Origin of the sequence: Vibrio sp. 10N.222.51.C5, assembly GCF_041474575.1 — a bacterium.
In the GTDB taxonomy this organism is placed as follows: Bacteria; Pseudomonadota; Gammaproteobacteria; order Enterobacterales; family Vibrionaceae; genus Vibrio; species Vibrio crassostreae_C.
The window spans coordinates 34,602-59,222 of the sequence record NZ_JBFRUJ010000054.1; the positions used below are offsets into that span (position 1 = coordinate 34,602).

At 45.2% G+C, this 24,621-nt stretch carries 21 protein-coding genes; 16 read left to right on the forward strand and 5 right to left on the reverse strand.

Translation table 11 applies throughout. From position 1 onward, the window contains the following. Positions 1–53 precede the first annotated feature (53 nt). The 6 genes from AB4558_RS17000 (at position 54) to AB4558_RS17025 (ending at position 5,994) form a co-directional block, all read left to right on the forward strand. Positions 54–1,445 (forward strand): COG3014 family protein, encoded by a 1,392-nt coding sequence (locus tag AB4558_RS17000; RefSeq protein ID WP_017065296.1) that lies wholly within the window; start codon positions 54–56, stop codon positions 1,443–1,445. Further along, positions 1,445–1,828, forward strand: a complete 384-nt coding sequence (locus AB4558_RS17005) for a YcfL family protein (RefSeq protein WP_017060222.1) — start codon at positions 1,445–1,447, stop codon at positions 1,826–1,828. The genes AB4558_RS17000 and AB4558_RS17005 overlap by 1 nt, the downstream gene beginning before the upstream one ends. Before the next feature lie 86 nt (positions 1,829–1,914). After that, entirely contained in the window at positions 1,915–2,505 is a 591-nt protein-coding gene (lpoB, locus tag AB4558_RS17010) for a penicillin-binding protein activator LpoB (protein ID WP_017060223.1), read from the forward strand. A 185-nt stretch (positions 2,506–2,690) separates the two neighbouring features. Continuing rightward, complete coding sequence (locus AB4558_RS17015; protein ID WP_017060224.1) at positions 2,691–3,545, forward strand: phosphotransferase; 855 nt, start codon at positions 2,691–2,693, stop codon at positions 3,543–3,545. Between the two features lie 108 nt (positions 3,546–3,653). Continuing rightward, the gene (ycfP, locus tag AB4558_RS17020; RefSeq protein ID WP_009847155.1) at positions 3,654–4,193 is read left to right on the forward strand and encodes an alpha/beta hydrolase YcfP; all 540 of its coding nucleotides are present in this window, start codon (positions 3,654–3,656) and stop codon (positions 4,191–4,193) included. 511 nt (positions 4,194–4,704) lie between these two features. After that, positions 4,705–5,994, forward strand: coding sequence for an NAD(P)/FAD-dependent oxidoreductase (locus tag AB4558_RS17025; protein ID WP_009847154.1), 1,290 nt, complete (start codon positions 4,705–4,707; stop codon positions 5,992–5,994). 111 nt (positions 5,995–6,105) lie between these two features. On the opposite strand, the gene AB4558_RS17030 is transcribed toward AB4558_RS17025, so the two are convergent. From AB4558_RS17030 to AB4558_RS17045, 4 genes are all read right to left on the reverse strand, one after another. Continuing rightward, complete coding sequence (locus AB4558_RS17030) at positions 6,106–6,651, reverse strand: GNAT family N-acetyltransferase (protein WP_017060225.1); 546 nt, start codon at positions 6,649–6,651, stop codon at positions 6,106–6,108. A gap of 137 nt (positions 6,652–6,788) precedes the next feature. Then, positions 6,789–7,556, reverse strand: a complete 768-nt coding sequence (locus tag AB4558_RS17035) for a peptidoglycan binding protein CsiV (RefSeq protein WP_017065298.1) — start codon at positions 7,554–7,556, stop codon at positions 6,789–6,791. A gap of 63 nt (positions 7,557–7,619) precedes the next feature. Continuing rightward, a complete protein-coding gene (gene mfd / locus AB4558_RS17040) occupies positions 7,620–11,081 on the reverse strand; it encodes a transcription-repair coupling factor (RefSeq protein ID WP_372073115.1) in 3,462 nt (1,153 codons plus the stop codon). 6 nt (positions 11,082–11,087) lie between these two features. Beyond that, entirely contained in the window at positions 11,088–11,657 is a 570-nt protein-coding gene (locus tag AB4558_RS17045; RefSeq protein WP_372073113.1) for a PilZ domain-containing protein, read from the reverse strand. A 227-nt stretch (positions 11,658–11,884) separates the two neighbouring features. Between AB4558_RS17045 and lolC the strand changes: the two genes are divergently transcribed. The 3 genes from lolC to lolE are packed head-to-tail and all read left to right on the forward strand — an operon-like array spanning position 11,885 to position 15,023. Beyond that, positions 11,885–13,093 carry a lipoprotein-releasing ABC transporter permease subunit LolC gene (lolC, locus tag AB4558_RS17050; protein WP_102429154.1) on the forward strand — a complete coding sequence of 403 codons (1,209 nt, stop codon included), beginning with the start codon at positions 11,885–11,887 and terminating at the stop codon, positions 13,091–13,093. Beyond that, positions 13,086–13,778: a lipoprotein-releasing ABC transporter ATP-binding protein LolD gene (lolD, locus tag AB4558_RS17055; protein ID WP_017060230.1), complete on the forward strand. Its 693-nt coding sequence runs from the start codon at positions 13,086–13,088 to the stop codon at positions 13,776–13,778. Before lolC ends, lolD begins: the two co-directional genes overlap by 8 nt. Beyond that, positions 13,779–15,023 (forward strand): lipoprotein-releasing ABC transporter permease subunit LolE, encoded by a 1,245-nt coding sequence (gene lolE / locus AB4558_RS17060; RefSeq protein ID WP_017072111.1) that lies wholly within the window; start codon positions 13,779–13,781, stop codon positions 15,021–15,023. 205 nt (positions 15,024–15,228) lie between these two features. Here the strand turns inward: lolE and AB4558_RS17065 are convergent, their stop codons facing one another. Beyond that, a complete protein-coding gene (locus AB4558_RS17065) occupies positions 15,229–15,741 on the reverse strand; it encodes a DUF2062 domain-containing protein (RefSeq protein WP_017060232.1) in 513 nt (170 codons plus the stop codon). 17 nt (positions 15,742–15,758) lie between these two features. Here AB4558_RS17065 and AB4558_RS17070 point away from each other — a divergent pair, with 17 nt between their 5' ends. The 7 genes from AB4558_RS17070 to rpsA all read left to right on the forward strand — a co-directional run bounded on the left by AB4558_RS17070 (position 15,759) and on the right by rpsA (position 24,546). Further along, positions 15,759–18,089 (forward strand): DNA internalization-related competence protein ComEC/Rec2, encoded by a 2,331-nt coding sequence (locus AB4558_RS17070; protein ID WP_372073111.1) that lies wholly within the window; start codon positions 15,759–15,761, stop codon positions 18,087–18,089. Between the two features lie 31 nt (positions 18,090–18,120). After that, positions 18,121–19,869, forward strand: a complete 1,749-nt coding sequence (gene msbA / locus AB4558_RS17075) for a lipid A ABC transporter ATP-binding protein/permease MsbA (RefSeq protein ID WP_372073109.1) — start codon at positions 18,121–18,123, stop codon at positions 19,867–19,869. A 13-nt stretch (positions 19,870–19,882) separates the two neighbouring features. Continuing rightward, positions 19,883–20,890 carry a tetraacyldisaccharide 4'-kinase gene (gene lpxK / locus AB4558_RS17080; RefSeq protein WP_372158942.1) on the forward strand — a complete coding sequence of 336 codons (1,008 nt, stop codon included), beginning with the start codon at positions 19,883–19,885 and terminating at the stop codon, positions 20,888–20,890. Next, positions 20,871–21,050: a Trm112 family protein gene (locus AB4558_RS17085; protein WP_004736429.1), complete on the forward strand. Its 180-nt coding sequence runs from the start codon at positions 20,871–20,873 to the stop codon at positions 21,048–21,050. The genes lpxK and AB4558_RS17085 overlap by 20 nt, the downstream gene beginning before the upstream one ends. Next, positions 21,050–21,796: a 3-deoxy-manno-octulosonate cytidylyltransferase gene (gene kdsB, locus AB4558_RS17090; protein ID WP_017060236.1), complete on the forward strand. Its 747-nt coding sequence runs from the start codon at positions 21,050–21,052 to the stop codon at positions 21,794–21,796. Before AB4558_RS17085 ends, kdsB begins: the two co-directional genes overlap by 1 nt. A 292-nt stretch (positions 21,797–22,088) precedes the next feature. Then, entirely contained in the window at positions 22,089–22,769 is a 681-nt protein-coding gene (gene cmk / locus AB4558_RS17095; RefSeq protein WP_017060237.1) for a (d)CMP kinase, read from the forward strand. Positions 22,770–22,875: 106 nt separating this feature from the next. Beyond that, positions 22,876–24,546: a 30S ribosomal protein S1 gene (rpsA, locus tag AB4558_RS17100; protein WP_010439921.1), complete on the forward strand. Its 1,671-nt coding sequence runs from the start codon at positions 22,876–22,878 to the stop codon at positions 24,544–24,546. Positions 24,547–24,621 lie beyond the last annotated feature (75 nt).

Consider the following 24,621-nt stretch of genomic DNA (forward strand, 5'->3'; position numbering starts at 1 on the left):
AGGTCAGCAGACCCTAATAAAGTAGGCATTTTAAACATGCACGGAGACGATAAGTGAAGCAACAGTTTAGATTCGCTTCCATTGCCCTGTTATCGGCGTTGACCGTAGGTTGTGCGAGTATGTCTGCAGGAAGCCTGTTCAGTCATTACAGCGCACAAAACAAAGCGATCTACCAAGCCGTTAAATCTGGAGATTATTCAGAGGCTCAGCAAGAGCTACCAGATTACGCGGCAGGCGACATCCTTGATAACTTTGAAAGAGGCAGAATTAATCTGCTGGATCAAAAATACCCTGAGAGTAAGGCTTCGTTTGAAGTGGCTGATCAGGCGGTTACTGAGCAGCAACGCAAAGCCGTGATCTCAATCTCAGACAGTGCAACCAGTGTGGGTGCGTTAGCTGTGAATGACAATATTACCGAGTATGTGCCAGCCGATTACGAGTTGGGCTTTCTTCATCTGTATCTCGGTTTAAATTACCTCAAGAAAAACGATTTAGAAGGTGCGGTGATCGAAATGCGTCGCGCCAACCAAGTTCAAGAACAAGCGAAGAAGCAACGCGAGGCTGAGTTAGACAAAGCAGCCAGCGATGCGAAGAAGCAAGGCTTGTCTGCCAATGTGGGTAGCATCCTTGCCAATTACCCTGATGCGGGTAAGAAACTGCAGTCAGTACAGAATGCGTATCTGATGTTCTTGTCTGGTCTGCTTTATGAAGCGTCAAATGATTTAAACAGCGCCTACGTTGACTATCGTCGTGCTTTGGCTGTGATGCCAGATAACCAAGAAATCATCGATAGAACCATGGCAACAGCCGCTCGTTTAGGGATGCGACAAGATTTAGCAACATTAGAAAAACGCTATAAGCAATCTTCTAAACTTAGTGCAGGTGAAGGGCGAGTGATTGTTCTTCAAGAGCAGAGCGCTGTGCAAGCTATGGACAGTTGGCGACTGGATTTGCCTGTTTATGACAGTCGCGATCAGGGGGCAATATACTCTCTTGCGCTGCCATATTACCCAAGTCAAAACGTAGAGCGTTTTTCTGCCTTGCGAATCAGCGGACAGCCGCTACAAGAACATTTGATCACTGATGTAAACGCGATGGCGCAGAACGATCTATCGGAACGTATGACAAGCATTGTTATTCGCCAAGCGCTACGTGTAGTCGCGAAAGATCGCATTCGAAAAGAAGCAACCAAAGGCGATGATGTCGGTAATATTCTGTTCAACGTGTGGAACACACTGACAGAGCAACCAGACACTCGCAGTTGGCAATCATTACCTGCAGAGATTAAGAGCAGTACGTTTGTAGCAAATAGCGGTCAATATACGTTGGAAGCGGGCGCTAAAACGTACGACTTTGATATTCGAGAAGGGCAGACCACCTTGGTGTGGATTTCTCGACAAGGAAACAATGCAACAATGTGGCATAAACAGCTAGGGAGGCTGTAATGAAAAAGTGGTTAGTGAGCTTAGCAGCGGTTATGGCTCTGGCTGGTTGTGCTGATAATACAGCTGGCGTAAGGGTCGATAGTCTGACTCAGAACGTTTTCTTTGGTGACAAGGTATTGGGCAGCCGTTTACAGGTTGAAGATATTCGCACCGATCTGGTCGACGGTCATACGCGAGGAATCGTTCGTTTAAACAGTAACTATAAAGGCGATCAACATATTCTTTATCGTTTTTACTGGTACGACGATGCCGGGCTTGAGGTCAACCTTAAACAAGGTCCTTGGAAGCAAGCGATTGTTCGTGGTTTTGAAAGTATTTCGTTGTCGGAAGTGTCGGTAAACCCGAAAGCGACTCAGTTCAGAGTCCAGTTCCGAGAGCAGTAAGTTAGATTAAACGGGTCTCATGATTCGTAAATACAAGAATTTAAGAGTGTGGGTAACCCCGCTCAGTGATAAGTTGAGGAAACAAAATGAAAAAGAGTGTCATTGCGCTACTAGGTTTAGCGGTTATTTTAGGCGGTTGTTCAAACAAGGTAAGCTACGGTGATGCACAAGCAGTAGAAACCACGACAATCGATTTCGGTTCAACTGACCTTCAAACGATTGCGGGTGAAATGGTCGATAGCATGATGGCGTCTGGTTCTGTGTCTTACATTACTCGTGAACAGCGTCCAATCGTGTTTGTAGAGCGAATCAAGAACAAAACAAGTGAGCACATCGATACTGAGTCAATCACTGACACTATCAGTACTAAGATGCTGAACTCTGGTAAGTTCCGTTTCGTTGATATGGACCGTGTAGAGTCTGTTCGTGACCAATTGAACTTCCAAAACAACGATGAGCTTGTAAACCAAAGTTCAGCGATTCAATTCGGTAAAATGGTTGGTGCTCAGTACATGCTGTACGGCAACCTATCAAGCATCGTTAAGAAAGCGGGTAGCGATGAAGACGTATACTACAAAATGACGATGCGTCTAATGGATCTTGAGTCTGGCTTGATTGAATGGGCTGACGAGACTGAAATCCGTAAGCAACAATCTAAGAGCCTACTAGGCCTTTAATTTCGCTTACTTGCCAACTATGCGCAGCCGGATTTGACAATGTCTAGTATTGGCAGCGCTTAATCTTGACAGCGTATAGCTTGGTCACACGCTAATGCAGTGCATGATGTGCTGTTTATGAAGAGACACTGGCTTTTGGTCAGTGTCTTTTTTGTAGGGAATGAAGACGTTTATAGGGAGTAAATATGGCAATTTTTTCTTGGTCTGAGGCTAAGCTTCTTGATACCAGTTTGAGTTCGCTTGACGGTTACTTTTCTGAGCCTCCAGTTAGAGCACAGACATTAACAGGCGGTTTGACCAATCGATGTTGGAAGTTGGTCGATGCCGATGGTACTGCGTATGTTTGGCGGCCAACCACACCTATCACCAAAGCGTTCTTCATTTCTCGCCATGAAGAGTACCAAGTGCTGTCTGCCATTGAGCGACTCGGTATCGGGCCAAGCCCAATGGTAGTGAATGAGCAGGGGTTACTGGTTGAGTGGATTGCGGGTGAGACACTTTACGAAGATCTAGAACTCGATGACCTGTTGAAAACGCTGATCTCTGTTCATCTGGTTAATACTGCGCGATTACCACTGCAACCATTCAGTTTCACGGCGCGAGTCGACCATTACTGGCTGCAGCTTGATGCGATTCATAAGACCGAAGCCTGCACTAAGATTTATCAAGAGTGGCGCGTGGCTCCGAGTATTACCAATGTTGACCTGTCTTTGTGCCATTTTGACTTAGGTGGTTATAACCTAGTGAGAAACAGTGACTGCATTAAGATTATTGATTGGGAATACGCTGCGCTCGCAGACCCTAGGCTCGATTTGACATTAACCATTGCGGTTGCTGGCGCGCCAGTCACAGAAGCGGTTGAGAAGTACTGTCAGCTGCGAGGAATCCATGATGTTCAGCCTTGGCTTGATGGTGTAGAAGCATGGTTACCAAGAAGCCAGATGATGGCGATGCTATGGTATTTACTTGCTCATCAGCTTTGGGGCGATGAAAGTTATCTGCGTGAAGCGGAGGCTCTGAGTCACACTTTATGTAGCTAGGATCACGTTTAGGAAGTGAAAAATATAATTTCTCAGCTGTTACCTTTAAAACCTTGTTTTTCGTGTTAGATTGATCAAAACGTACCAATATTCAACGGGGGAGGTACAATGATTATCTATCTACATGGCTTCGACTCAACAAGCCCGGGCAATCACGAAAAAATACTGCAGTTGCAATTCATTGATGATGACGTTCGTTTCATCAACTACAGTACTTTGCATCCAAAACACGATATGCAGCATCTGCTAAAAGAAGTGCATAAGGTGATAGAGCAATCCGATGATCCGCATCCCATTATTTGTGGTGTAGGTTTAGGTGGTTTTTGGTCTGAGCGTATTGGTTTCTTATGTGGGATTAAGCAGGTGGTGTTCAACCCTAATCTGCACCCTGAGAACAACATGGTAGGTCGAATTGACCGTCCAGAAGAGTACGAAGACATCGCAACTAAATGTGTTGCTCAGTACCGTATGAAAAACAAAGGACGCTGTTTAGTGGTGCTTTCTCGTGAAGATGAAATTCACGACAATACCAAAACAGCTGCCGCGCTAGAAGATTACTATGATGTAATCTGGGATGAGAAAGAGAGTCATAAATTCAAAAAGATCTCTCAACATCTTCAAGCAATGAAAGCGTTCAAAAACGCTTAATCAATCCAGATGTTTTATAAAAGCAGTGCTCAATGAGTGCTGCTTTTTCACATCTGAATCTTAGAGATTGGTATTGATAAAGTAGTTGTATATGTTTTATCGGTCGGTTTGTGCATTTATAGATCAGTTTGCGCAAACGTTAACTAATTAGTCGCGAATCCTCATTGAGGGTAAGGATTTTTTTGTTGCGGTCATCTTTTTGCTATATATAATGTTCCCAAGCAAAATATTTTGACAAATATCAAAAAAAATTGAGAGCGAGTGAAAAAACTTGCCCATAATTTGTGTTCTGCCTCTCAGGTAGTCACTTTTTTATCCATGTGAGCAAAACAACAAACCAATATTTGTTGTTTGTAACCCCTCTAACTACTCGGTGAGCTGTCGTTATTCTTTTTCGCGGCAATCCAATTTGTAACAGCCTTCACATTCAAGGCCGAGTAGATACATAGAATTTATCGGTTGGAGTAATCGAGCCGAACCCCATTTATTCATTTTGTAGAGGATTGTCATTGTGACAAAAATTATCGTAGTAGGCGGTGGTGCTGGTGGTTTAGAACTAGCAACTAAGCTAGGCCGCACTTTAGGTCGTAAGAAACGTGCCCAGATCACTCTGGTAGACCGTAAAGCAAGCCACCTATGGAAACCATTACTTCATGAAGTAGCAACGGGCTCACTGGATGAAGGTGTTGATGCATTAAGCTACCGTGCGCACGCAAAAAACCATTACTTCGATTTCCAAATGGGCAGCCTGAACGACATCGATCGTGAGCGTAAAGTGATTGCACTAAGCGAACTTACAGACGAGCACGGTGAACTGCTGATGCCAAGCCGTGAACTTGAATACGATATTCTTGTGATGGCGCTAGGTTCTACGTCAAACGACTTCAACACTCCAGGCGTTCGTGACAACTGTATTTTCCTTGATAGTCCAGAGCAAGCACACCGTTTCCGTACAGAAATGAACAACCAGTTCTTAAAGCTTCACGCTAAGAACGGTCAAGGCACGGTAGACATCGCGATTGTTGGTGCTGGTGCAACAGGTGTAGAGCTTTCTGCAGAGCTACACAATGCAGTTAAAGAGCTTCGTACTTACGGCTTCGGCGACCTAGATTCAAGCAAGCTGAACGTAAACCTAGTTGAAGCGGGTGAGCGTATTCTTCCAGCTCTACCTCCTCGTATTTCAAGTGCAGCACACTCTGAGCTAACCAAGCTTGGTGTGAACGTTCGTACGAATACGATGGTGACTCAGGCGGATTCTGACGGCCTAACAACCAAAGATGGTGACAAGATCCCAGCTCAAATCATGGTATGGGCAGCAGGTATCAAAGCACCAGATTTCATGAAAGATATCGGTGGTCTTGAAACCAACCGTATCAACCAGTTGGTTGTGAAGAACACGCTGCAAACAACACTGGATGACAACATCTTTGCAATCGGTGACTTGGCGCAATGTACACAAGCAGACGGTTCATTCGTTCCGCCACGTGCACAAGCGGCTCACCAAATGGCAAGCTGTGCATTCAGCAACATCATTGCTAAGTTGAACGGTCGTGACCTGAAAGACTACATCTACAAAGACAAAGGCTCGCTAGTTTCACTTAGCCGTTTCTCTACGGTAGGTAGTTTGATGGGTAACCTGACGAAAGGCTCGATGATGGTCGAAGGTCGTATTGCTCGTGTGGTTTACATCTCTTTGTACCGCATGCACCAGATGGCGCTTCACGGCTTAATCAAAACATCACTGATGATGCTGGTTGGTCGTATTAACCGTGTACTTCGTCCAAACCTAAAGCTTCACTAATCAGGTAAGCCTTCTCAGAGCATTACGCTGATAATAAAAAAGAGCTCTTCGGAGCTCTTTTTTGATCGTGTCGATTATGGATTATCGCAGGTGTTGAACTCATTTCTGCTGTTAAGACGTTGGAGGTAGCACAGAATAAACCACGCCATCTTTCGGCTTACCGTTAAACAGAAATCGATTCTGGGCAATGGTTTCTCGCTCAGCGCCACACTTCTCGATCAACTTTTGGCTGGGTAGGTTCTCGGTATCGCAGACAATCTCCAAACGCGTTAACTTGAGTTGCGCGAAACAAAATTCAAATAGGGCGAACATCGCTTCTTTGGCGATCCCTCTCCTTTGAAAGTCATCACCGACCCAATAACCTAAACTCGCCATATTAAAGGTGTGGTAAAGCTCATTAATGGCAACCATACCGACTAACTTATCGCTTTTTCGTTCAAAGATGCCAAAGCCAAACGCATCGGCTTTCACCCAGTTCAGGCGAGTTGCCAGAATAAATTTCTCGGCCTCGACGATAGAAAACTCTTTATGACACCAGTCGACCCATGGCAGCAAGCTAGGGGAGGACTTAACCAGCTGAGAAAATTCTTGAGCATCTGAGGCCTCAATGATTTTAAGGCTAAGATTTTGTGTGTTGATCTGAAATTCAGGGCTCATAGAGCGTACCAAGTAACGTGTAAGTACTGAGCAAAGAGAGTCAGTACAGAATAAAGATAGATAGCACTTAATAAAACGCCCTCACTAGGAGGGCGGATTGAATTATTTATATAATTATAGCCGAATCGGCAAGTAATTTACTGCGCTACACGTCTAACTTGAATCACCATTCCAAGAAGTGGGTGGTCAAGGTAATGAGTTTCTGTACTGCGCATACGACGTTTTTGGTCCATGCGGTAGCTCTTAAGGAACTCTTGGACTTCAACCGTCGGAGAAATTTCAGTTAGATTGCCCACCTGGACGTTGCTTTCTGCGCCACTTACTGGTGAATCTAGCTCAATTTGTTGCTCTTGTAGAGTCACTTCACGAACGCTTGGCGCTTTTAAATCTAATGTCGTTTCAGCGTATAGGTAGTGCTGAACGTAGATTTGCAGCTTGCCGTCTAATTCGTAGAGTGGCTTATCAATGGTCTCTTCTTGGAACCCATCAGCGCTGCCTGCAGTGATTGCGCCTTTTTCAGAGCCATCAGCATTAAACTGTTTAGAGAAATCTTTACCTGCTTGAATATGGAAAACAGGTGCCGAGCTCTTACCTTGGTCGCCTTGACGCCAAGCGGTATGCATCAGAACTTCAAAGCCAGCGTGTTTACGTAGCTTGTCTTTCTGAGGCGTTAACTTGTATTCCGAGTAAGGTAGCATTTGAACGCCTTTCTTTGCTCGGTATTGGGTATCTTGAAATGAACCAACGCGTTCAAGTGAAATCTTAGGCTGTGTATTTGGCCAAGATTCGTTCACCTTCTCTGCATCAACAGCGCGCTTAAAAATGATCACTTCTATATCAAATTGTCTCTGCGCCAAACTTGGCAGTGAGACGAACAATAGTAGCAGTGGGATCAGTCTTTTCATTTTTACTCCGTCTTCCAGTCGAACTACCGGCTGGATAATTTATATGTGCAAGTGGATTGGGTCTTATGCTGAAGGCAGCAAGTTTTGTCTGAATTCGCCCAATAAATCACTAACAAATTGAATTCGTTTCCGTCTGTCGACCAATGGTATCGTAAACTTGAACTTTGTTGGTCCTTCCATTGAAAACTTTTGCGGTTGAGATTGCAACAGTTTAACAAGGTAGGTCGGGTTTATGTCAGCATCCGGGTAGAATTCTAAGAATCCACCCTTATCGTGGGCTTCAATTTTCTTCGCTTTGATAGACGCTGCGGCTAATTTTAGCTCAGAAACTGATAACAAGTTCTTGGTTGCATCAGGCAGAAGGCCGAAGCGATCAATCAGCTCGACTTTCAACTCTGCCAATTCGTCGGAGTCACTCACACTCGCAATACGCTTATAGGTAGACAAACGTGTATTGATGTCTGGGATGTAGTCATCTGGTAATAGTGCTGGCAAACGCATCTCAATTTCAGTTTGTTCACGCAGTAGGTCATCAAGCGATGGCTCTCGACCTTCCTTCAATGCTTCAACCGCTTGTTCAAGCATCTCCATGTACAAGGTGAAACCAACTGACTGGATTTGACCACTCTGTTCATCACCTAACAACTCACCCGCACCACGAATCTCTAAATCGTGAGTTGCTAAGGTAAAGCCTGCGCCCAAGTCTTCGAGCGAAGCAATCGCATCCAATCGCTTGATCGCATCTTTGGTCATTGCTTTAGGGTGTGGCGTTAACAAGTAAGCATAAGCTTGGTGGTGCGAACGACCTACACGACCACGTAATTGGTGCAGCTGTGCTAAACCAAGGTTATCGGCTCTATCCATCAAGATGGTATTTGCCGTTGGTACGTCGATACCGGTTTCAATGATGGTTGTACACACCAGTAAGTTGAAGCGCTGGTGGTAGAAGTCATTCATGATGCGTTCCAGTTCGCGCTCTCGCATCTGGCCATGAGCTACAGTCACGCGCGCCTCTGGAATCAGCTTTTGCAATGACTCTGCTGTTTTCTCAATCGTGTCGACTTGGTTGTGTAGGAAGTAAACCTGGCCACCACGCATGATTTCACGCAGCACCGCTTCTCTGACGATGGCATCATCACTCTCGCGAACGAAGGTTTTAATTGCCAAGCGTCGTGCGGGTGGTGTAGCGATGATCGAAAGGTCACGCATGCCACTCATTGCCATGTTCAGCGTTCGCGGGATCGGTGTCGCAGTAAGCGTTAGAATATCGACATCCGCACGCATCGCTTTCACTTTCTCTTTCTGACGCACACCAAATCGGTGTTCTTCATCGACAACCAGCAAGCCAAGGTCTTTAAACTTAATATCACTCGAAAGTAGCTTGTGAGTACCCACTAAGATATCGACCTTACCGTCGGCGACATCTTGCATGATCAACTTCTGCTCTTTAGCTGATTTGAATCGGGATAGAACCTCAACACGAATCGGCAAGTTGGCGAAACGGTCACGGAAGTTTTCGAAGTGTTGCTGAGCAAGTAGAGTAGTAGGAACTAAAACCGCTACTTGTTTGCTGTTGTCGGTACAAACGAATGCTGCACGCATCGCGACTTCGGTTTTACCAAAGCCAACATCACCACACACCAAACGGTCCATGGCTTTGGCTTGGCACATATCAGACATAACGGCATTGATGGCCATCGCTTGGTCATCGGTCTCTTCAAACGGAAAGCCAGATTTGAAAGTCGCGTATTGGCCACGGTCGAGTACAAACTTGTAGCCAGGTTTTAGCTCACGCTTAGCGTAAACATCAAGTAGCTCTGCTGCAACGTCACGTACTTTCTCCGCGGCGCGTTTACGAGCTTTTTGCCATGCTTCGCCACCGAGTTTATGCAGAGGTGCTGAATCTTCAGCGCCACCCGAGTAACGCCCGATTAAGTTCAAAGATGCTACTGGCACGTAGAGCTTGGCATCGTTTTGATACTCAAGCGTTACATATTCGGTTTTCATGCCACCGGCTTCGAGTGTTTGCAAGCCAATGTAGCGACCAATACCGTGGTCAATGTGAACAACAGGTTGACCCGGTTTAAGTTCGGCTAAGTGACGAATGACAGTGTCGCTGTTAACACTTTTTTTGTCTTTCTTACGGCGCTGAACAACGCGATCACCCAACAGGTCGCTTTCACAGATAAGGGCGATGTTTTGCTCTTCATGGATAAAACCGTGTTCAGCAGAGCCAAGGATGAGGCTGAACTTGTCTTTGCCTTTAATTGAGGCATCGAGGTTTTCAACTTCGCTTGGTCGTACTTTAATACCACGAAGCAGTTCACTCAGCGCTTCACGACGACCTTCTGATTCAACCGAAAAGACCACTTTTCCTTCGAAGGCTTCAGTGAACTTTCTTAGGTTTGCGAGTGGTTCTTTATTCTGATGCTGAACACTGAGATCAGGAAGAGACACAACCGGAAGGTTGGTACGTCCAGCTTTCTCTTCAATTGAATCTAAGCTCAGATTGACTTGTGGCTTCTGTTTGAAGTGTGCGAACAGCTCGTCTTTCTTCAGCCACAGTTGTTCAGGCGTGAGAAGTGGCCGTAATGGGTCAACACCGCGCTGTTCGTATCGATGAGCAACGTCCGTTAGGAATGAGTCTACTGCAGTCTCGACATCACCTAGAATCAGCAGTTGCGTTTCATCGGCAACGTAATCAAACAAGGTTTCTGTGTGATCGAAGAACAGCGGTTGCCAGTACTCAATACCCGCAGGCCATGTGCCTTTAGATACCTGCATGTAAACTGACTCTGGTTCACGGCGGGCATCAAACTGTTGGCGCCAGCGAATACGGAAGTCTTCAATCGCCGTTTCCGAGGTTGGGAATTCGTGCGCTGGTAACAGGCGGATCTCAGAGATGTCTTCAATAGAACGCTGGTTTTCAGGATCGAAAGTACGAATAGTGTCGATTTCGTCATCGAAAAAATCGATTCGATACGGGTCTTTACTGCCCATTGGGAACAGATCGAGAATAGAGCCACGGCTTGCGTATTCACCGGGGCCAAACACTTGGTCAACGTAACGATAGCCTGACTTTTCAAGCTGTAGACGCAGTTTCTCTAAAGAGTACAGATCGCCCGTTTTCACCATTAACGTGTGTTGTAGCAAAAAGTCACGCGGTGACTGGCGTTGCAATAACGTGCTGATCGGAACGATCGTGATGCCATCTTTTAGTGTTGGCAGTGCGTAAAGGCGTGCGATACGATCTGAGATGATCTCTTGGTGCGGCGAGAAGCTATCGTATGGCAGCGTTTCCCAGTCAGGGAATAATGCGACTTCATGTGCCGTAAACTGTTCAATTTCAGATTGAAGCTTAAGCGCCACTTGTGGGTCGGGTACAGCCAAGACGGTATGGCTGTTGTGTTGCTCTGCGAGTTTGGCAATGGCAAGAGCGAGAGACGAACCGACTAGGTTACCGATGTGCTTTTTGTCACCGGCACCTTTAAGTTTAGGTAGTGTAAATATGGATTTTTTGGTCATGTTAATTTACTTGTTATCTCGGTCTAGAGAGCGTTGACGCAAGAGTTTCTGTTGTTGATAAAGTGCCGCTTTAATTAGCAGGTCTTGGTCAGTATCGCGAAGATGAGCGTATTTGAAGTTAATTTCGAAACCGGAATCTTTAGGCTGGCTTGCAAACACTTCCGCGTAGCAGTATATGGCTGCGGCAGGGTGCTCTAGGAACAGTTTAGCTTTTACTAAACGTCCCGCTTCGATATCTGTTTTTGAAAAGCAGGAAAATTGACTCGCACCGAAAGAGTAGGTGTGAGTACGAAACTTCTCTTCATCTTGCTGCGATAACATAAAGCTCAACAACAGGTTTAATTTAGAGTTTTGTGCATCCAATAAACTGGTGACGTTCTTCAAGTCGCTGTTTTTCAGTTCAGCGCGAGCACTGTCGGCTAACAGGTCCAATTGGCTAAATTCACTCGCCACAACGAAAGGGGCAGGGATCTCGGATTCGAACTGAATTTGAGAAGGTAAAGTGAAGTTACTTTCCATTGGCTCTATATTAGCGGTAAGGCTGTGGTGAACGGTGAAAAACTCTTGTTCTGTCATGCGTTAGTTCCTTGAAGTGATCTATTGATTATCGCTATGTGGCCGCAGTAATCAAGGTCAGTTAATTGAAAGTCTCAAATAGTTGTTTGAAATTTGGTGTTTTGACAAGGTTCTGTTTTTCAAGCCTAACTAATTGAGTTAATTCACTCTATATTTTCAATTAACCCCTACACAGTAACAGCAATACCCGTTACATTAACCCGCATCCCCTTTAGATGGTTCAAAGTATGTTTCATCCTATTTCGTTGTTTGTTGGCCTACGCTATTTGAAAGGCCGTTCAGGTGATCGCTTTAGCCGTTTTGTTTCTTATATGTCGACGGCAGGTATCACCATTGGTGTGCTGTCTTTGGTTACTGTTTTATCGGTAATGAATGGATTCGAAGCGCAGTTAAAAGACCGAATTCTTGGTGTTCTTCCTCAAGCGGTGGTTTATGAGCAAGGTGGCACTACCTCTCTTTCTGCCCAAGCGCCTAATTTTGCAGAGCAAATCTCGCTTAATGGTCACGTTGAACCGATTGTCCGCAGTGAGGCAGTGATTCAGAGTCCGGCTCAATTATCTGCGGGTTTGTTAATTGGCATTGAACCCAATTCAGATGACCCTCTTCAGAACCACTTGATTGCGGGCAGATTGTCTTCACTTAAAGCGGGTCAATATCAGTTGTTCCTCGGTCATACTTTGGCGAGAAATTTGAAGGTATCTATGGGTGACAAAGTTCGCTTGATGGTGACCAGCGCTAGCCAATACACCCCATTAGGTCGTATTCCAAGCCAACGAAATTTCACCGTTGCCGGTATTTTCAATACAGGTTCTGATATCGACGCTCAACTGATGGTGACAGACATCCAAGACGCTGGGCGTTTGATGCGTTATAAATCAGACACTATTTCAGGCTGGCGACTATTTTTTGAAGATCCGTTTGAAGTCGCAGAGTTATCAACTCAGCCATTACCGGAAGGTTGGTTGTGGAGCGACTGGCGAGACCAACGAGGTGAGCTATTCCAAGCCGTTCGTATGGAAAAAAACATGATGGGTTTAATGCTTGGGCTTATCATCGGTGTTGCTGCTTTCAATATTATCTCAGCACTTATCATGGTGGTGATGGAGAAGCAGTCTGAAGTCGCGATTCTTAAGACCCAAGGCATGACTGATGGTCAAGTCATGGGGATCTTCATGGTTCAAGGCGCAAGTAGTGGCGTGATTGGTGCGCTCTCTGGTGGTGTGTTAGGCGTTGCTCTAGCGATGAACCTTAATACTATTTTAGAGGCGATGGGCGTTGCTCTATTCTCCTTTGGTGGACAGTTACCAATTTTGATTAACCCAATTCAAATCGCTGTTGTTGTGGTTCTGGCTATTGCACTTAGCCTGATTGCTACTGTATTTCCTTCTTATCGTGCATCGTCTGTGAAACCTGCTGAGGCCCTTCGTTATGAGTAATTTTCTTCAATGTAATGATATCCGTAAAACGTACCGTGAAGGCTCGTTAGATACTGAGGTGCTCAAGGGAGTCAGCTTTGACATCGAAAAGGGTGAGCTAGTAGCAATCATCGGTACCTCTGGCTCGGGCAAAAGTACCTTACTGCATATCTTAGGCGCATTAGACGATGCTTCTGCGGGCAGTGTGAGTTTTCTTGGTCAAGATTTAGCATCTTTGAGTTCGAATAAGCAGGCGAAGCTTCGCAACCAGCATCTTGGCTTTGTGTATCAGTTCCATCATCTTCTATCTGACTTTTCAGCTTTAGAAAACGTGGCGATGCCGTTATTGATTGGCGGCGAAAAGCCCGCTAAAGCAAAGCAAGAAGCACAACGTTTGTTGGACAAAGTTGGATTGAGTCACCGCGTGGACCACCGACCTTCAGAGCTTTCTGGTGGCGAGAGGCAACGTGTGGCGATTGCTCGTGCATTGGTGAATAAGCCTGCGCTAGTGTTGGCGGATGAACCAACCGGTAACCTTGACCATAACACCGCACTGTCTATTTACGACTTAATGCGTGAACTGAACCGTGAATACGATACTGCCTTTTTGGTCGTGACTCACGATGGTGAACTTGCCGGTAAGATGGATCGCCAACTTCACATGCAAGATGGTTTACTGGTCAACGTAGAAAAAGAGGAGAGCTAAGTGTTTTCCTCTTTATCTTTATTGATAGGCGGCCGATTTAGCCGTGCGAAACAACGAGACAAGATGGTGTCGTTCATCTCATTGTCTTCGACGATTGGTATTGCGGTTGGTGTCGCGGTGATCATTATCGGCTTATCTGCGATGAATGGCTTTGAGCGAGAGCTTCAATCACGAGTACTTTCTGTCATTCCTCATGGTGAATTTGAAGGCGTGAATGAGCCTGTGACTCGTTGGGAGCACGTGATTGAGGAGTCGGTTAAGCACGATAAAGTCGTTGCTGCTGCGCCTTATGTAAAAATTACAGCGCTTGCTGAAAAGGGCAAAGAACTCAAAGCAATTGAAGTTCGCGGCGTTGATCCGCAGCTAGAACAACAGGTATCAAGCCTATCGAGTTTTATCGATAAGCAAGCTTGGAGTGAGTTTAAGGCAGGGCAACAACAGATCATTTTGGGTTCTGGTGTAGCGAATGTGCTGGGTGCGAAAGTCGGTGATTATCTGACTTTGATGATTCCGACGGTAAACGGTTCTGTGAAGGTTCAGGCACCAAAACGTGTTCGAGTGAAAGTGGTTGGCTTGCTGACGCTTAATGGTCAGATAGATCACAGTTTGGCGCTAATCCCGATTGGTGATGCTCAGGTCTACGCAAACTTAGGTGAGGCGGTAACTGGGGTTTCTTTGAAAGTGACCGATGTGCTGAACGCGAACTCTATTGTGCGTGAAGTGGGCAATCAGCTTGATGTGTATGTGTATCTACGAAGCTGGCAGCAGAAGTTTGGTTTCTTGTATCGAGATATCCAACTCGTTCGTACCATCATGTATCTGGTGATGGTACTGGTTATTGGTGTGGCTTGTTTCAATATTGTCTCGACGCTAATGATGGCAGTAAAAGACAGAGCATCAGAGATCGCGATTTTAAGAACCATGGGTGCATCAGACGGCCTTGTGAAGCGCATCTTTGTTTGGCAGGGCGTATTCTCAGGCGTGTTAGGCAGTTTAGTGGGCAGTGCAATAGGTGTGCTAGTCGCTCTTAATCTCACGACACTAATCAAAGGACTTGAAAAGTTGGTCGATCACCAGTTCTTGTCCGGTGATATCTATTTTGTCGACTTCTTGCCATCACAACTTGATATGACGGATGTTGTTGTGGTTTCCGGCACTGCGATTGTGCTGAGTTTACTGGCGACATGGTACCCAGCATCACGCGCGGCGAAGTTGAATCCAGCCTCAGTGCTGAGTTCTAAATAGCATTCGCCTAAATAACAGGCCGTCAGTTTTCAGTCGATACAAAAAAGGATCCCAGTGGGATCCTTTTTTATTGAATTCAATTCGTGTTCTTTACGACTTTCGTTACATGCCAATCTTGCAGAGGTAAGTAGCTCATCCGATTTTAACTTGTGTACGTTTTAAGTGAAGCGCATACAAGGTTAGATTGAATAACAAGAAATGGCGTTCAGTGCCTTGCTTGTCGCTTCTTCCAACTTCTTACTACTGAGTAGCGCCATAAACCGCGAATACCAAAGTAGCCAATCATTGCTGAAACCACGCCACAAATCAGACAACCCAATAAGAACGGAGGCCCTATAGTGCTCATTTGCGCCAAGATGAAGTCCCAAGACAATTCGAAATGGAAGGCTTGCGGTGGCACATGCATAACAAACGCCCCGACTTTATAAGCAAAGTAGAAGAGAACAGGCATGGTAACCGGGTTACTGATCCAAACAAGTGCGACAGCTAAAGGCAGGTTAACGCCACATGCGACAGCAAGGCCTGCAGACATAATCATTTGACTTGGTAGAGGGACAAACGCCATGAATAACCCAACAGCAAACGCGCCAGCCGCAGAGCGACGATTAAGGCACCATAAGTTGGGGTTGTACAAAACATTGCCAAAAACTTTCAATGCTTTCTGACGCTTGATTAGATCATGGTCAGGCATAAATCGTTTGATAAACTTTCTTGGCATAGGAGGAAGCTACTCTCTTGTTTAACACTTGGTTCTTGATTTCATTTGCTGCGACAGTTGTGTCTGCCAGCTTCTGGCCTGTGATGCCACATTGGGTTTGGGCACCATTGATGCTGTTGTTACTGCTAGCATCAACAAAGTATAGCGTTTTCCGGAGTGCAAGAGGTCCAGTAACAGCATTGATACTAGTTATCTGCCTAGGGAATGCGATTGAAATACAAACGAGTCGCTTATTCCAATCAGGGCAGAATACTACCATAAATGCGTCGGTTGTTAGCCTTTTTAGTGAAAATAGCCACGGTTTTGAAAGCGTAATAGTAGTCAGATCAATTGGCGGCGAAAAATTAATCTTTCCTCAATTGATAAAATTGCGTTTGTTTACTCCTTTCAAGCTAACGCTTGGAGATGATGTCTATTTATCGGCCTCAATAAAGCCGATATGGGGCAAACTCAACGAAGCCGGCTTTGACCGAGAAAAGTACTTGTTTAGTGCTGGCGTGGTTGCCAATGCAACTTACAGAGCAGATACCAAGTACCGAATTCATTCTAGCACCAACTTACGCGCCCAATGGTTTGAAGCCAGCCTTGAAAGGTTAAGTCTGCTGGCAAATCAAGATCTCATTATCGCTTTGAGTTTTGGATATCGAGACCTTATTCCGCCTCAGCGGTGGGATATGCTTAAAAGCAGTGGCCTGATTCACTTGATGGCTATTTCGGGGCTGCATATTGGGATTGCCTTTGGTATCGGCTATCAGATTGGCAAGATATTAAGGTTACTTTCCCCTTCATTTCTTTGGTTACCTACAATATTCGGGCTCGGCTTGGCGTATTTCTATAGTTGGTTTGCTGGATTCACGCTGCCAACTTTGAGAGCTTTGGTGATGTGCGTTATCGCGAGTTATTTCTTGTGGCGTGGGCAAAATATCAGTTTGCTTCGGTATGTTACTTTAAGTGTGTGCGTGGTCCTGCTGATTTGGCCGTTTTCAGCCTTGTCGAGCAGTTTCTGGTTGTCCTTTGGTGCATTGGGCGCTGTTCTCTATATCGCGTTAAATACACAGCGCTCAGCTTCAACCTTTACATTTATCAACCGCGCACTCCAACTGATTAAGATTCAACTAATGTTGACATTCCTGATCGCGCCTTTCTCGATGTTGTTTTTCAAAGGAGTCAGTTTAGTCTCTGTTTTCTACAACTTGCTCCTTTTGCCTTGGGTATCGATGGTGACGATCCCGCTGTTGTTTCTGGCAATGTTTCTAAGCTTAATATCGGAGTCAGTGTCTGGCGTGGTTGGTATAACAGCGCTAGACAATGATTTGGTCAGTCAGCTGTGGAAGTTGGTCGACTTATCGCTTGAGCCTCTCGTATTTAGTCTTCCTTTCTCTGAGCGATTTTGGATCCAAGTCGATAACCAGACGATTGAATTATCAGTATTCCTTATCTTGTTCTTGAGCTTTGTTAGTCGGTATTTCAAGCGAACATTATCGATATTGATAACGGCAGTGTTCGTGTTGTGGTGGGAGTTCGGTAAACCTCAGCAAGAAAAGCTAACCATAGAGATCTTGGATGTTGGGCATGGGTTGTCTTTGGTCTTGGAAAAGAACAATCAGATTGTTCTTTATGATCTTGGCAATGCGTGGCCAGGAGGCTCGGTTGTTGAGTCTTTGTTGATTCCTACTTTAAACCAGAGGGGGATTTATGAATTAGAAGGCGTGATTGTGAGTCATTTCGATTCTGACCATGCTGGTGGTTATCCGGCGTTACTTGAGAACTATACGCCAAATTGGATACGAACCAGTCAGAACATTATTCAAGAACGCCAATCTACCACTCAAGCCCCGCCTAATATTCAAACATGTACTATTGGAGAGGTTTGGAATTGGCAAAATATAGTTTTTGAGGTGTTGTGGCCGCCAAAGCAAGTGAAGAGGGCGTATAACCCACATTCGTGTGTGGTCAAGATCTCAGATCATAGTGTTGATTTCTCAATGTTGCTCACTGGTGATATTGAGCTGGTAAGTGAGTGGTTACTTGCTCGTGAAGGAGAACAGCTAAGGAGTGATGTTATGTTGGTTCCGCATCATGGTAGCGATTCGTCATCGATTAAGCCGTTTATTGGGGCGGTGTCCCCTCAGCTAGCGATAGCTTCTCTTGCCAAAGGCAATCAGTGGGGAATGCCTAGTGAGTCTGTTATTGAACGCTATCAGGAAGCGGGGAGTACTTGGCTTGATACTGGAGAAAGCGGACAAATAACCATCACTCTTAGCAAAGAAGGTTGGCAATATCATGCGATTAGAGAACAACAAGGCGGGCAGTGGTATAGGCAGATGCTCCGTAAGGGAGTAGAATAGATAGATTATTGTGAGAAAATTAAGCGATTCTATGTCAACACAAACAGATGAAACTACCTGGGTCACATTTAAAAGACTTTGGACTTATATTCGACTATATAAGGCCGGCCTAGGTGTTGCGGTAATTGCGCTTATTATAAATGCCGTTTCTGATACCTATATGATTTCCTTACTAAAGCCGTTACTTGATGAAGGCTTTGGTAATGCTGAATCTGACTTTTTACGTACACTTCCACTTATTATCTTTGCCATGATGTTCGTTCGTGGCGTCAGTGGCTTTGTTTCAACCTATTGCTTGAGTTGGGTCTCTGGCAATGTGGTGATGGAAATTCGTCGTAAGATTTTCAGCCATTTCATGCACATGCCTGTTTCTTTCTTCGATAAAGAACAGACAGGCGCATTGCTATCTCGAATTACTTACGATTCAGAGCAAGTGTCTGCAGCAACCAGTAAAGCGTTAGTCAGTATTGTCCGTGAAGGTGCAAGTATTATTGGCTTGTTGACGCTGATGTTCTGGAATAGCTGGCAGTTGTCTTTGGTGTTATTTGCTGTCGCGCCTGTTGTCGCGTGGGCTATTACCATAGTTTCTAAGCGGTTCAGAAAGATCTCTAAAAATATGCAGACCAGTATGGGCCATGTGGCGTCGTCTGCAGAGCAAATGTTGAAAGGACATAAAGTGGTTCTAACTTATGGTGGTCAAGATATAGAGAAGCAACGTTTTGATCAAGTTAGTAACCAAATGCGCCAACAGAGTATGAAGCTAGTAACAGCACAAGCAGCCGCTAACCCAATAATTCAGATGATTGCGTCTGTTGCCGTTGTGACGGTGTTGATCTTAGCTAGCTTTGACTCTATTCGAGCTGAGTTAACCCCCGGTACATTTACTGTTATTTTCTCTGCGATGTTCGGCTTAATGCGCCCATTAAAAGCACTAACTAGTGTAACGTCTCAGTTCCAACGTGGTATGGCTGCGAGTACGACTCTATTTGGCTTGATGGATCTAGATACCGAGCAAAACAAAGGAACGTTGAAACCTGAAACTGTAACGGGTGAAGTTGCAGTAAAAGATGTCACGTTTACTTATGACGGTGCAGAAAAACCAGCACTTGATAAGGTCAGCTTTAATATACCGAAAGGTAAAACGGTTGCGCTTGTTGGGCGATCGGGTTCGGGTAAGAGTACCATTGCCAATCTATTTACTCGTTTTTATGACGTAGACTCTGGTTCAATTGAGCTTGATGGCCACGACATTCGTGATTACGAATTGAGAAATCTGCGTGAGCACTTTGCGCTCGTTTCTCAAAATGTACATCTGTTTAACGATACGGTGGCTAACAACATCGCTTACGCAGCAGAAGAACAGTATTCACGTGAACAGATCGAATACGCGGCTAAGCTTGCTCATGCAAGTGAGTTTATCGATGGTATGGAAAATGGCATTGATACGGTTGTGGGCGAGAATGGCGCGAGTCTATCTGGTGGTCAAAGACAGCGTATTGCGATTGCACGAGCGCTATTGAGAGATGCACCGGTTTTGATTCTTGATGAGGCAACGTCTGCACTGGATACAGAGTCAGAGAGAGCTATTCAATCTGCACTAGAAGAACTGCAGAAAGACAAAACAGTATTAGTTATCGCACACAGACTCTCTACCATCGAGCAAGCTGATGAAATTCTAGTGGTTGATGATGGACATATTGTAGAAAGGGGCGCACATGCTGAGCTAATCGCGCATGATGGTGCTTATGCACAATTACACCGAATTCAGTTCAGCGGATAAATTAGGTCTTGTTGTGATCGAAAAGATTTGGTTTAACAATCACCCGTTGAAATATCTTCTCTGGCCGCTTTTGTGGCCACTGAGTCTGCTGTTCAAAATGATCAGTAGTCGGCGTCGTGACGCTTATCTCTCAGGGAATAAAGAGACCTACCGCCCGCCTTTACCTGTTATTGTTGTGGGCAATATTACTGCTGGTGGAAATGGTAAAACACCGGTTGTGATTTGGTTAGTTGAGATGCTTCAGGCTCACGGCTTTAAACCCGGAGTCGTATCTCGTGGCTACGGTGCAAAAGCACCAAGCTATCCGTTGGTGTTGGATGAAAATACCCCAGCTGAGCATTCGGGTGATGAACCTCGCTTGATTCGTAAGCGAACTGGTGCGCCAGTCGCAGTCGACCCTGTGCGAGCTAACGCAGTGAAAGCATTGCTGAGCAAAGGCGTTGATGTGATTATCACTGACGATGGCCTTCAGCATTACGCGCTTGAACGCGACATTGAATTTGCAGTTATCGACGGCGCAAGACGCTTTGGTAGTGAGAGTTTGATTCCTTTAGGTCCATTACGAGAGCCGGTTTCTCGTTTAGATGAAGTCGACTTTTTGGTAAACAATGGCGGTAAAGCGCACGGTCGAGAGTTCTCGATGTCTTTGCTTCCAAGCCAAGCAGTTAACCTAAAGACTGGTCAGAAAAGGTCTGTGGCAAAATTACACAAGCTGGTGGCTTTTGCCGGTATTGGCCACCCACCGCGCTTTTTTAAAACATTGGAAGATCTTGATGGTGATGTGGTTTTCACACAGGGCTTCTCCGACCATCAAGATTTTGATAAAGATGAACTTCATGCCTTAGCTAATAAAGGTATGAATCTGATTATGACAGAAAAAGACGCTGTAAAATGCGAAGAATATGCGCAAGATAACTGGTGGTATCTTCCAGTTTCTGCGCAGTTTTATGAAGATTCGCAACAGCAAATTTTAAAAAGAATAAAAGAGGTTATGGAATACTATGGATCACCGTCTACTTGAGATCGTTGCTTGCCCTGTATGTAAAGGTAAACTAACTTTTGACAAGGATAAGCAAGAGCTTGTTTGTAAAATTGATCGCCTTGCTTACCCAATTAAAGAGGGTATTCCTGTTCTTTTAGAACCTGAAGCTCGCACCGTTTCTATGGATGAGGGTAAGTAATGTCTTATACGGTTGTTATACCTGCAAGATACCAATCTAGCCGTTTACCAGGGAAGCCACTTGCTGACATTGGTGGAAAGCCGATGATTCAATGGGTATACGAACAGTCAATGAAAGCGGGTGCCGATAACGTTATTATCGCTACCGACGACGCTCGAGTTGAAAAAGCGGCTAAAGCATTTGGCGCGACCGTTTGTATGACATCACCGAATCACGAATCGGGCACTGAACGCCTAGCTGAAGTGATTGAAGTTATGAATATTCCTGATGATCATATTATCGTGAATGTTCAAGGTGATGAGCCACTTATCCCACCTTCAATCATTAATCAGGTTGCCAACAATCTTGCTAACAGTACAGCCCCGATGGCAACGTTAGGTGTGGAAATTACTCATGCTGATGAAGTGTTTAACCCTAATGCCGTTAAAGTTGTAACCGATAAAGACGGTTACGCCTTGTATTTTAGCCGAGCAACCATCCCTTGGGATCGCGATGCTTACGCGAACAACGGTACTGCAGCGGAATCTCCTTTGCTTCGTCATATTGGTATCTATGCTTACCGAGCGGGTTTTATCAATACCTACATTAATTGGGAACCAAGCACTCTTGAACGTATTGAGTGCCTAGAGCAATTACGAGTACTTTGGTACGGTGAAAAAATCCACGTAGACGTTGCGGCGGAAGCACCGGCTGCTGGTGTTGATACGCCTGAAGACCTAGAAGCGGTTCGAGCTATTATTGGCTAAGCTTCTTTGAGCGAGTTCTTCTTTGCTCTACAAAATGAAAAATCATGAGCCTTGCTTATTGCGAGGCTTTTTTCTATCTACCGAAAAGTGCGCTATCGAAAAGCGCGTGTGTGTCTTATTGACCTAAGCAAACGGATATTGGGATAGTTGCATTGGTTTATGCATCATCAACACGGAATTATCTGAGATTTACCTCGCTCGAGTTCCAATTTTTCTCTATAATATGCCGCCTATAAAGTAGTGGCGAATCGCTAGTACAGAATAAAACTTACGACAAAACGTGGAGTAAAAGATGCCTTCTCAAAGCCCAGTGATTACGGTTGATGGACCAAGTGGTGCAGGTAAAGGTACCCTGTGTATGTTGCTAGCAGATAAGCTAGGCTTTCATCTTCTAGACTCAGGCGCGATCTATCGCGTATTGGCTTTAGCGGCAATTCACCATGGTGTGGATACCGAATCAGAGGATGCTTTAGTACCGCTTGCTACACACTTAGACGTGCAGTTTATTGCTGAAGGCGACTTAGTTAAGGTTATCCTAGAAGGTGAAGATGTGTCTGGTGAACTTCGTAAAGAAGAGACTGGCATGGCGGCTTCAAAAGTTGCTGCTTTACCTCGCGTTCGCGAAGCACTGCTTCGTCGTCAACGTGCATTCAGCGCTGCGCCTGGTTTGGTTGCAGATGGCCGTGACATGGGAACGGTTGTGTTTCCTGAAGCTGAAGCGAAAATATTTTTAGATGCAAGTGCTGAAGAGCGTGCGAGTCGCCGCCTTAAACAGTTGCAACAGAAGGGGTTAGATGTTAAATTTGACGACCTTTTGAGCGAGATCCAAGAGCGAGACGACCGAGATCGTAATCGCCCAGTGGCGCCACTTCGCCCTGCAGAGGATGCTCTAGTGCTTGATTCCACCTCAATGAATATTGAGCAGGTAGTAGAAAAAGCACTACACTATATTGAATCGAAACTGGCTGGGTAATTTCGCCGAGCTAGTACGAACGTTGGTCGCAAGGATGATGACCGGCGAATTTATCAACCCCATGCGGTAGGATACCCATGGACGTTTAATTATTGAAGATTAAATAATGACTGAATCTTTTGCTCAACTCTTTGAAGAGTTTCTATCTGAAACTGAATTCCAACAAGGCAGCATCGTTAAAGGTACTGTAGTAGCTATCGAGAACGGTTTCGTTCTTGTAGACGCTGGTCTTAAGTCTGAATCTGCTATCCCTGCTGAACAATTCAAGAACGCTGCTGGCGAACTTGAAGTTGAAGTTGGTGCTGAAGTAGACGTAGCTCTAGACGCTGTTGAAGATGGTTTCGGTGAAACTCAACTTTCTCGTGAGAAAGCTAAGCGTCACGAAGCTTGGATCGTACTTGAGAAAGCTTGCGAAGAAGCTGAAACTGTTGTTGGTATCATCAACGGTAAAGTTAAAGGCGGTTTCACTGTTGAACTTAACGGTATCCGTGCTTTCCTTCCTGGTTCTCTAGTAGACGTACGTCCTATCCGTGACACTGCTCACCTAGAAAACAAAGAGCTAGAGTTCAAAGTAATCAAGCTAGACCAGAAGCGTAACAACGTTGTTGTTTCTCGTCGTGCTGTTATCGAATCTGAAAACAGTGTTGAGCGTGACGAACTTCTTGAAACTCTACAAGAAGGTACTGAAGTTAAAGGTATCGTTAAGAACCTTACTGACTACGGTGCATTCGTTGACCTTGGCGGTGTTGACGGTCTTCTACATATCACAGATATGGCTTGGAAGCGCGTTAAGCACCCATCAGAGATCGTTAACGTTGGTGACGAAATCCTAGTTAAAGTTCTTAAGTTCGATCGTGAGCGCACTCGTGTTTCACTAGGTCTTAAGCAACTAGGCGAAGATCCATGGGTAGCAATCGCTAAGCGTTACCCAGAAGGTCACAAGCTTTCTGGTCGTGTTACAAACCTAACTGACTACGGCTGCTTCGTTGAAATCGAAGAAGGCGTTGAAGGTCTAGTACACGTTTCTGAAATGGATTGGACTAACAAGAACATCCACCCTTCTAAAGTTGTTAATGTTGGCGACGAAGTTGAGGTTATGGTTCTTGATATCGACGAAGAACGTCGTCGTATCTCTCTAGGTCTGAAACAGTGTAAAGCTAACCCATGGCAGTCATTTGCAGAAATGCAAGCTAAGGGCGACAAAGTTACTGGTAAGATCAAGTCTATCACTGACTTTGGTATCTTCATCGGTCTAGAAGGCGGTATCGACGGTCTTGTACACCTATCTGACATTTCTTGGAACGCTGCCGGCGAAGAAGCTGTACGTGAATACAAGAAAGGCGACGAAATCTCTGCTGTTGTTCTAGCAGTAGATGCAGAGCGTGAGCGTATTTCTCTTGGCGTTAAGCAAATGGAAAACGACCCGTTCAACGCATACGTTGCTGACAACAAGAAAGGTGTTCTTGTAAACGGTACTGTTACTGCAGTTGACGCGAAAGGCGCTACTATCGAGCTAATCGAAGGCGTTGAAGGTTACATCCGCGCTTCTGAAGTTTCTCGCGACCGTATCGAAGATGCATCTCTAATCCTAAGCGTTGGCGACAGCGTTGAAGCGAAGTTCACTGGTGTAGACCGTAAGAACCGCGTAATCAACCTATCTATCAAAGCTAAAGATGAAGCTGATGAGCAAGAAGCAATGGCTTCACTGAACAAGTCTGAAGAAGGCGCGTTCGGTAACGCAATGGCAGACGCATTCAAAGCTGCTAAAGGCGAATAATAGCTTCTCATTAAGAGAATTATAGCTATCTAGCCAAGAAAGGAGCCGTAAGGCTCCTTTTTTTTTGCTTATTTT

Excerpts from the sequence above, each read along its gene's own strand:
- AB4558_RS17045 (WP_372073113.1), bottom strand. The coding sequence starts at position 11,657 with ATGACAGAACAAGAGTTTTTCACCGTTCACCACAGCCTTACCGCTAAT.
- mfd (WP_372073115.1), bottom strand. The coding sequence starts at position 11,081 with ATGACCAAAAAATCCATATTTACACTACCTAAACTTAAAGGTGCCGGT.
- msbA (WP_372073109.1), top strand. The coding sequence starts at position 18,121 with ATGTCAACACAAACAGATGAAACTACCTGGGTCACATTTAAAAGACTT.
- rpsA (WP_010439921.1), top strand. The coding sequence starts at position 22,876 with ATGACTGAATCTTTTGCTCAACTCTTTGAAGAGTTTCTATCTGAAACT.
- lolC (WP_102429154.1), top strand. The coding sequence starts at position 11,885 with ATGTTTCATCCTATTTCGTTGTTTGTTGGCCTACGCTATTTGAAAGGC.
- AB4558_RS17035 (WP_017065298.1), bottom strand. The coding sequence starts at position 7,556 with ATGAAAAGACTGATCCCACTGCTACTATTGTTCGTCTCACTGCCAAGT.
- AB4558_RS17005 (WP_017060222.1), top strand. The coding sequence starts at position 1,445 with ATGAAAAAGTGGTTAGTGAGCTTAGCAGCGGTTATGGCTCTGGCTGGT.
- cmk (WP_017060237.1), top strand. The coding sequence starts at position 22,089 with ATGCCTTCTCAAAGCCCAGTGATTACGGTTGATGGACCAAGTGGTGCA.
- kdsB (WP_017060236.1), top strand. The coding sequence starts at position 21,050 with ATGTCTTATACGGTTGTTATACCTGCAAGATACCAATCTAGCCGTTTA.
- AB4558_RS17085 (WP_004736429.1), top strand. The coding sequence starts at position 20,871 with ATGGATCACCGTCTACTTGAGATCGTTGCTTGCCCTGTATGTAAAGGT.
- lpoB (WP_017060223.1), top strand. The coding sequence starts at position 1,915 with ATGAAAAAGAGTGTCATTGCGCTACTAGGTTTAGCGGTTATTTTAGGC.
- AB4558_RS17030 (WP_017060225.1), bottom strand. The coding sequence starts at position 6,651 with ATGAGCCCTGAATTTCAGATCAACACACAAAATCTTAGCCTTAAAATC.
- AB4558_RS17015 (WP_017060224.1), top strand. The coding sequence starts at position 2,691 with ATGGCAATTTTTTCTTGGTCTGAGGCTAAGCTTCTTGATACCAGTTTG.
- AB4558_RS17065 (WP_017060232.1), bottom strand. The coding sequence starts at position 15,741 with ATGCCAAGAAAGTTTATCAAACGATTTATGCCTGACCATGATCTAATC.
- ycfP (WP_009847155.1), top strand. The coding sequence starts at position 3,654 with ATGATTATCTATCTACATGGCTTCGACTCAACAAGCCCGGGCAATCAC.
- lolD (WP_017060230.1), top strand. The coding sequence starts at position 13,086 with ATGAGTAATTTTCTTCAATGTAATGATATCCGTAAAACGTACCGTGAA.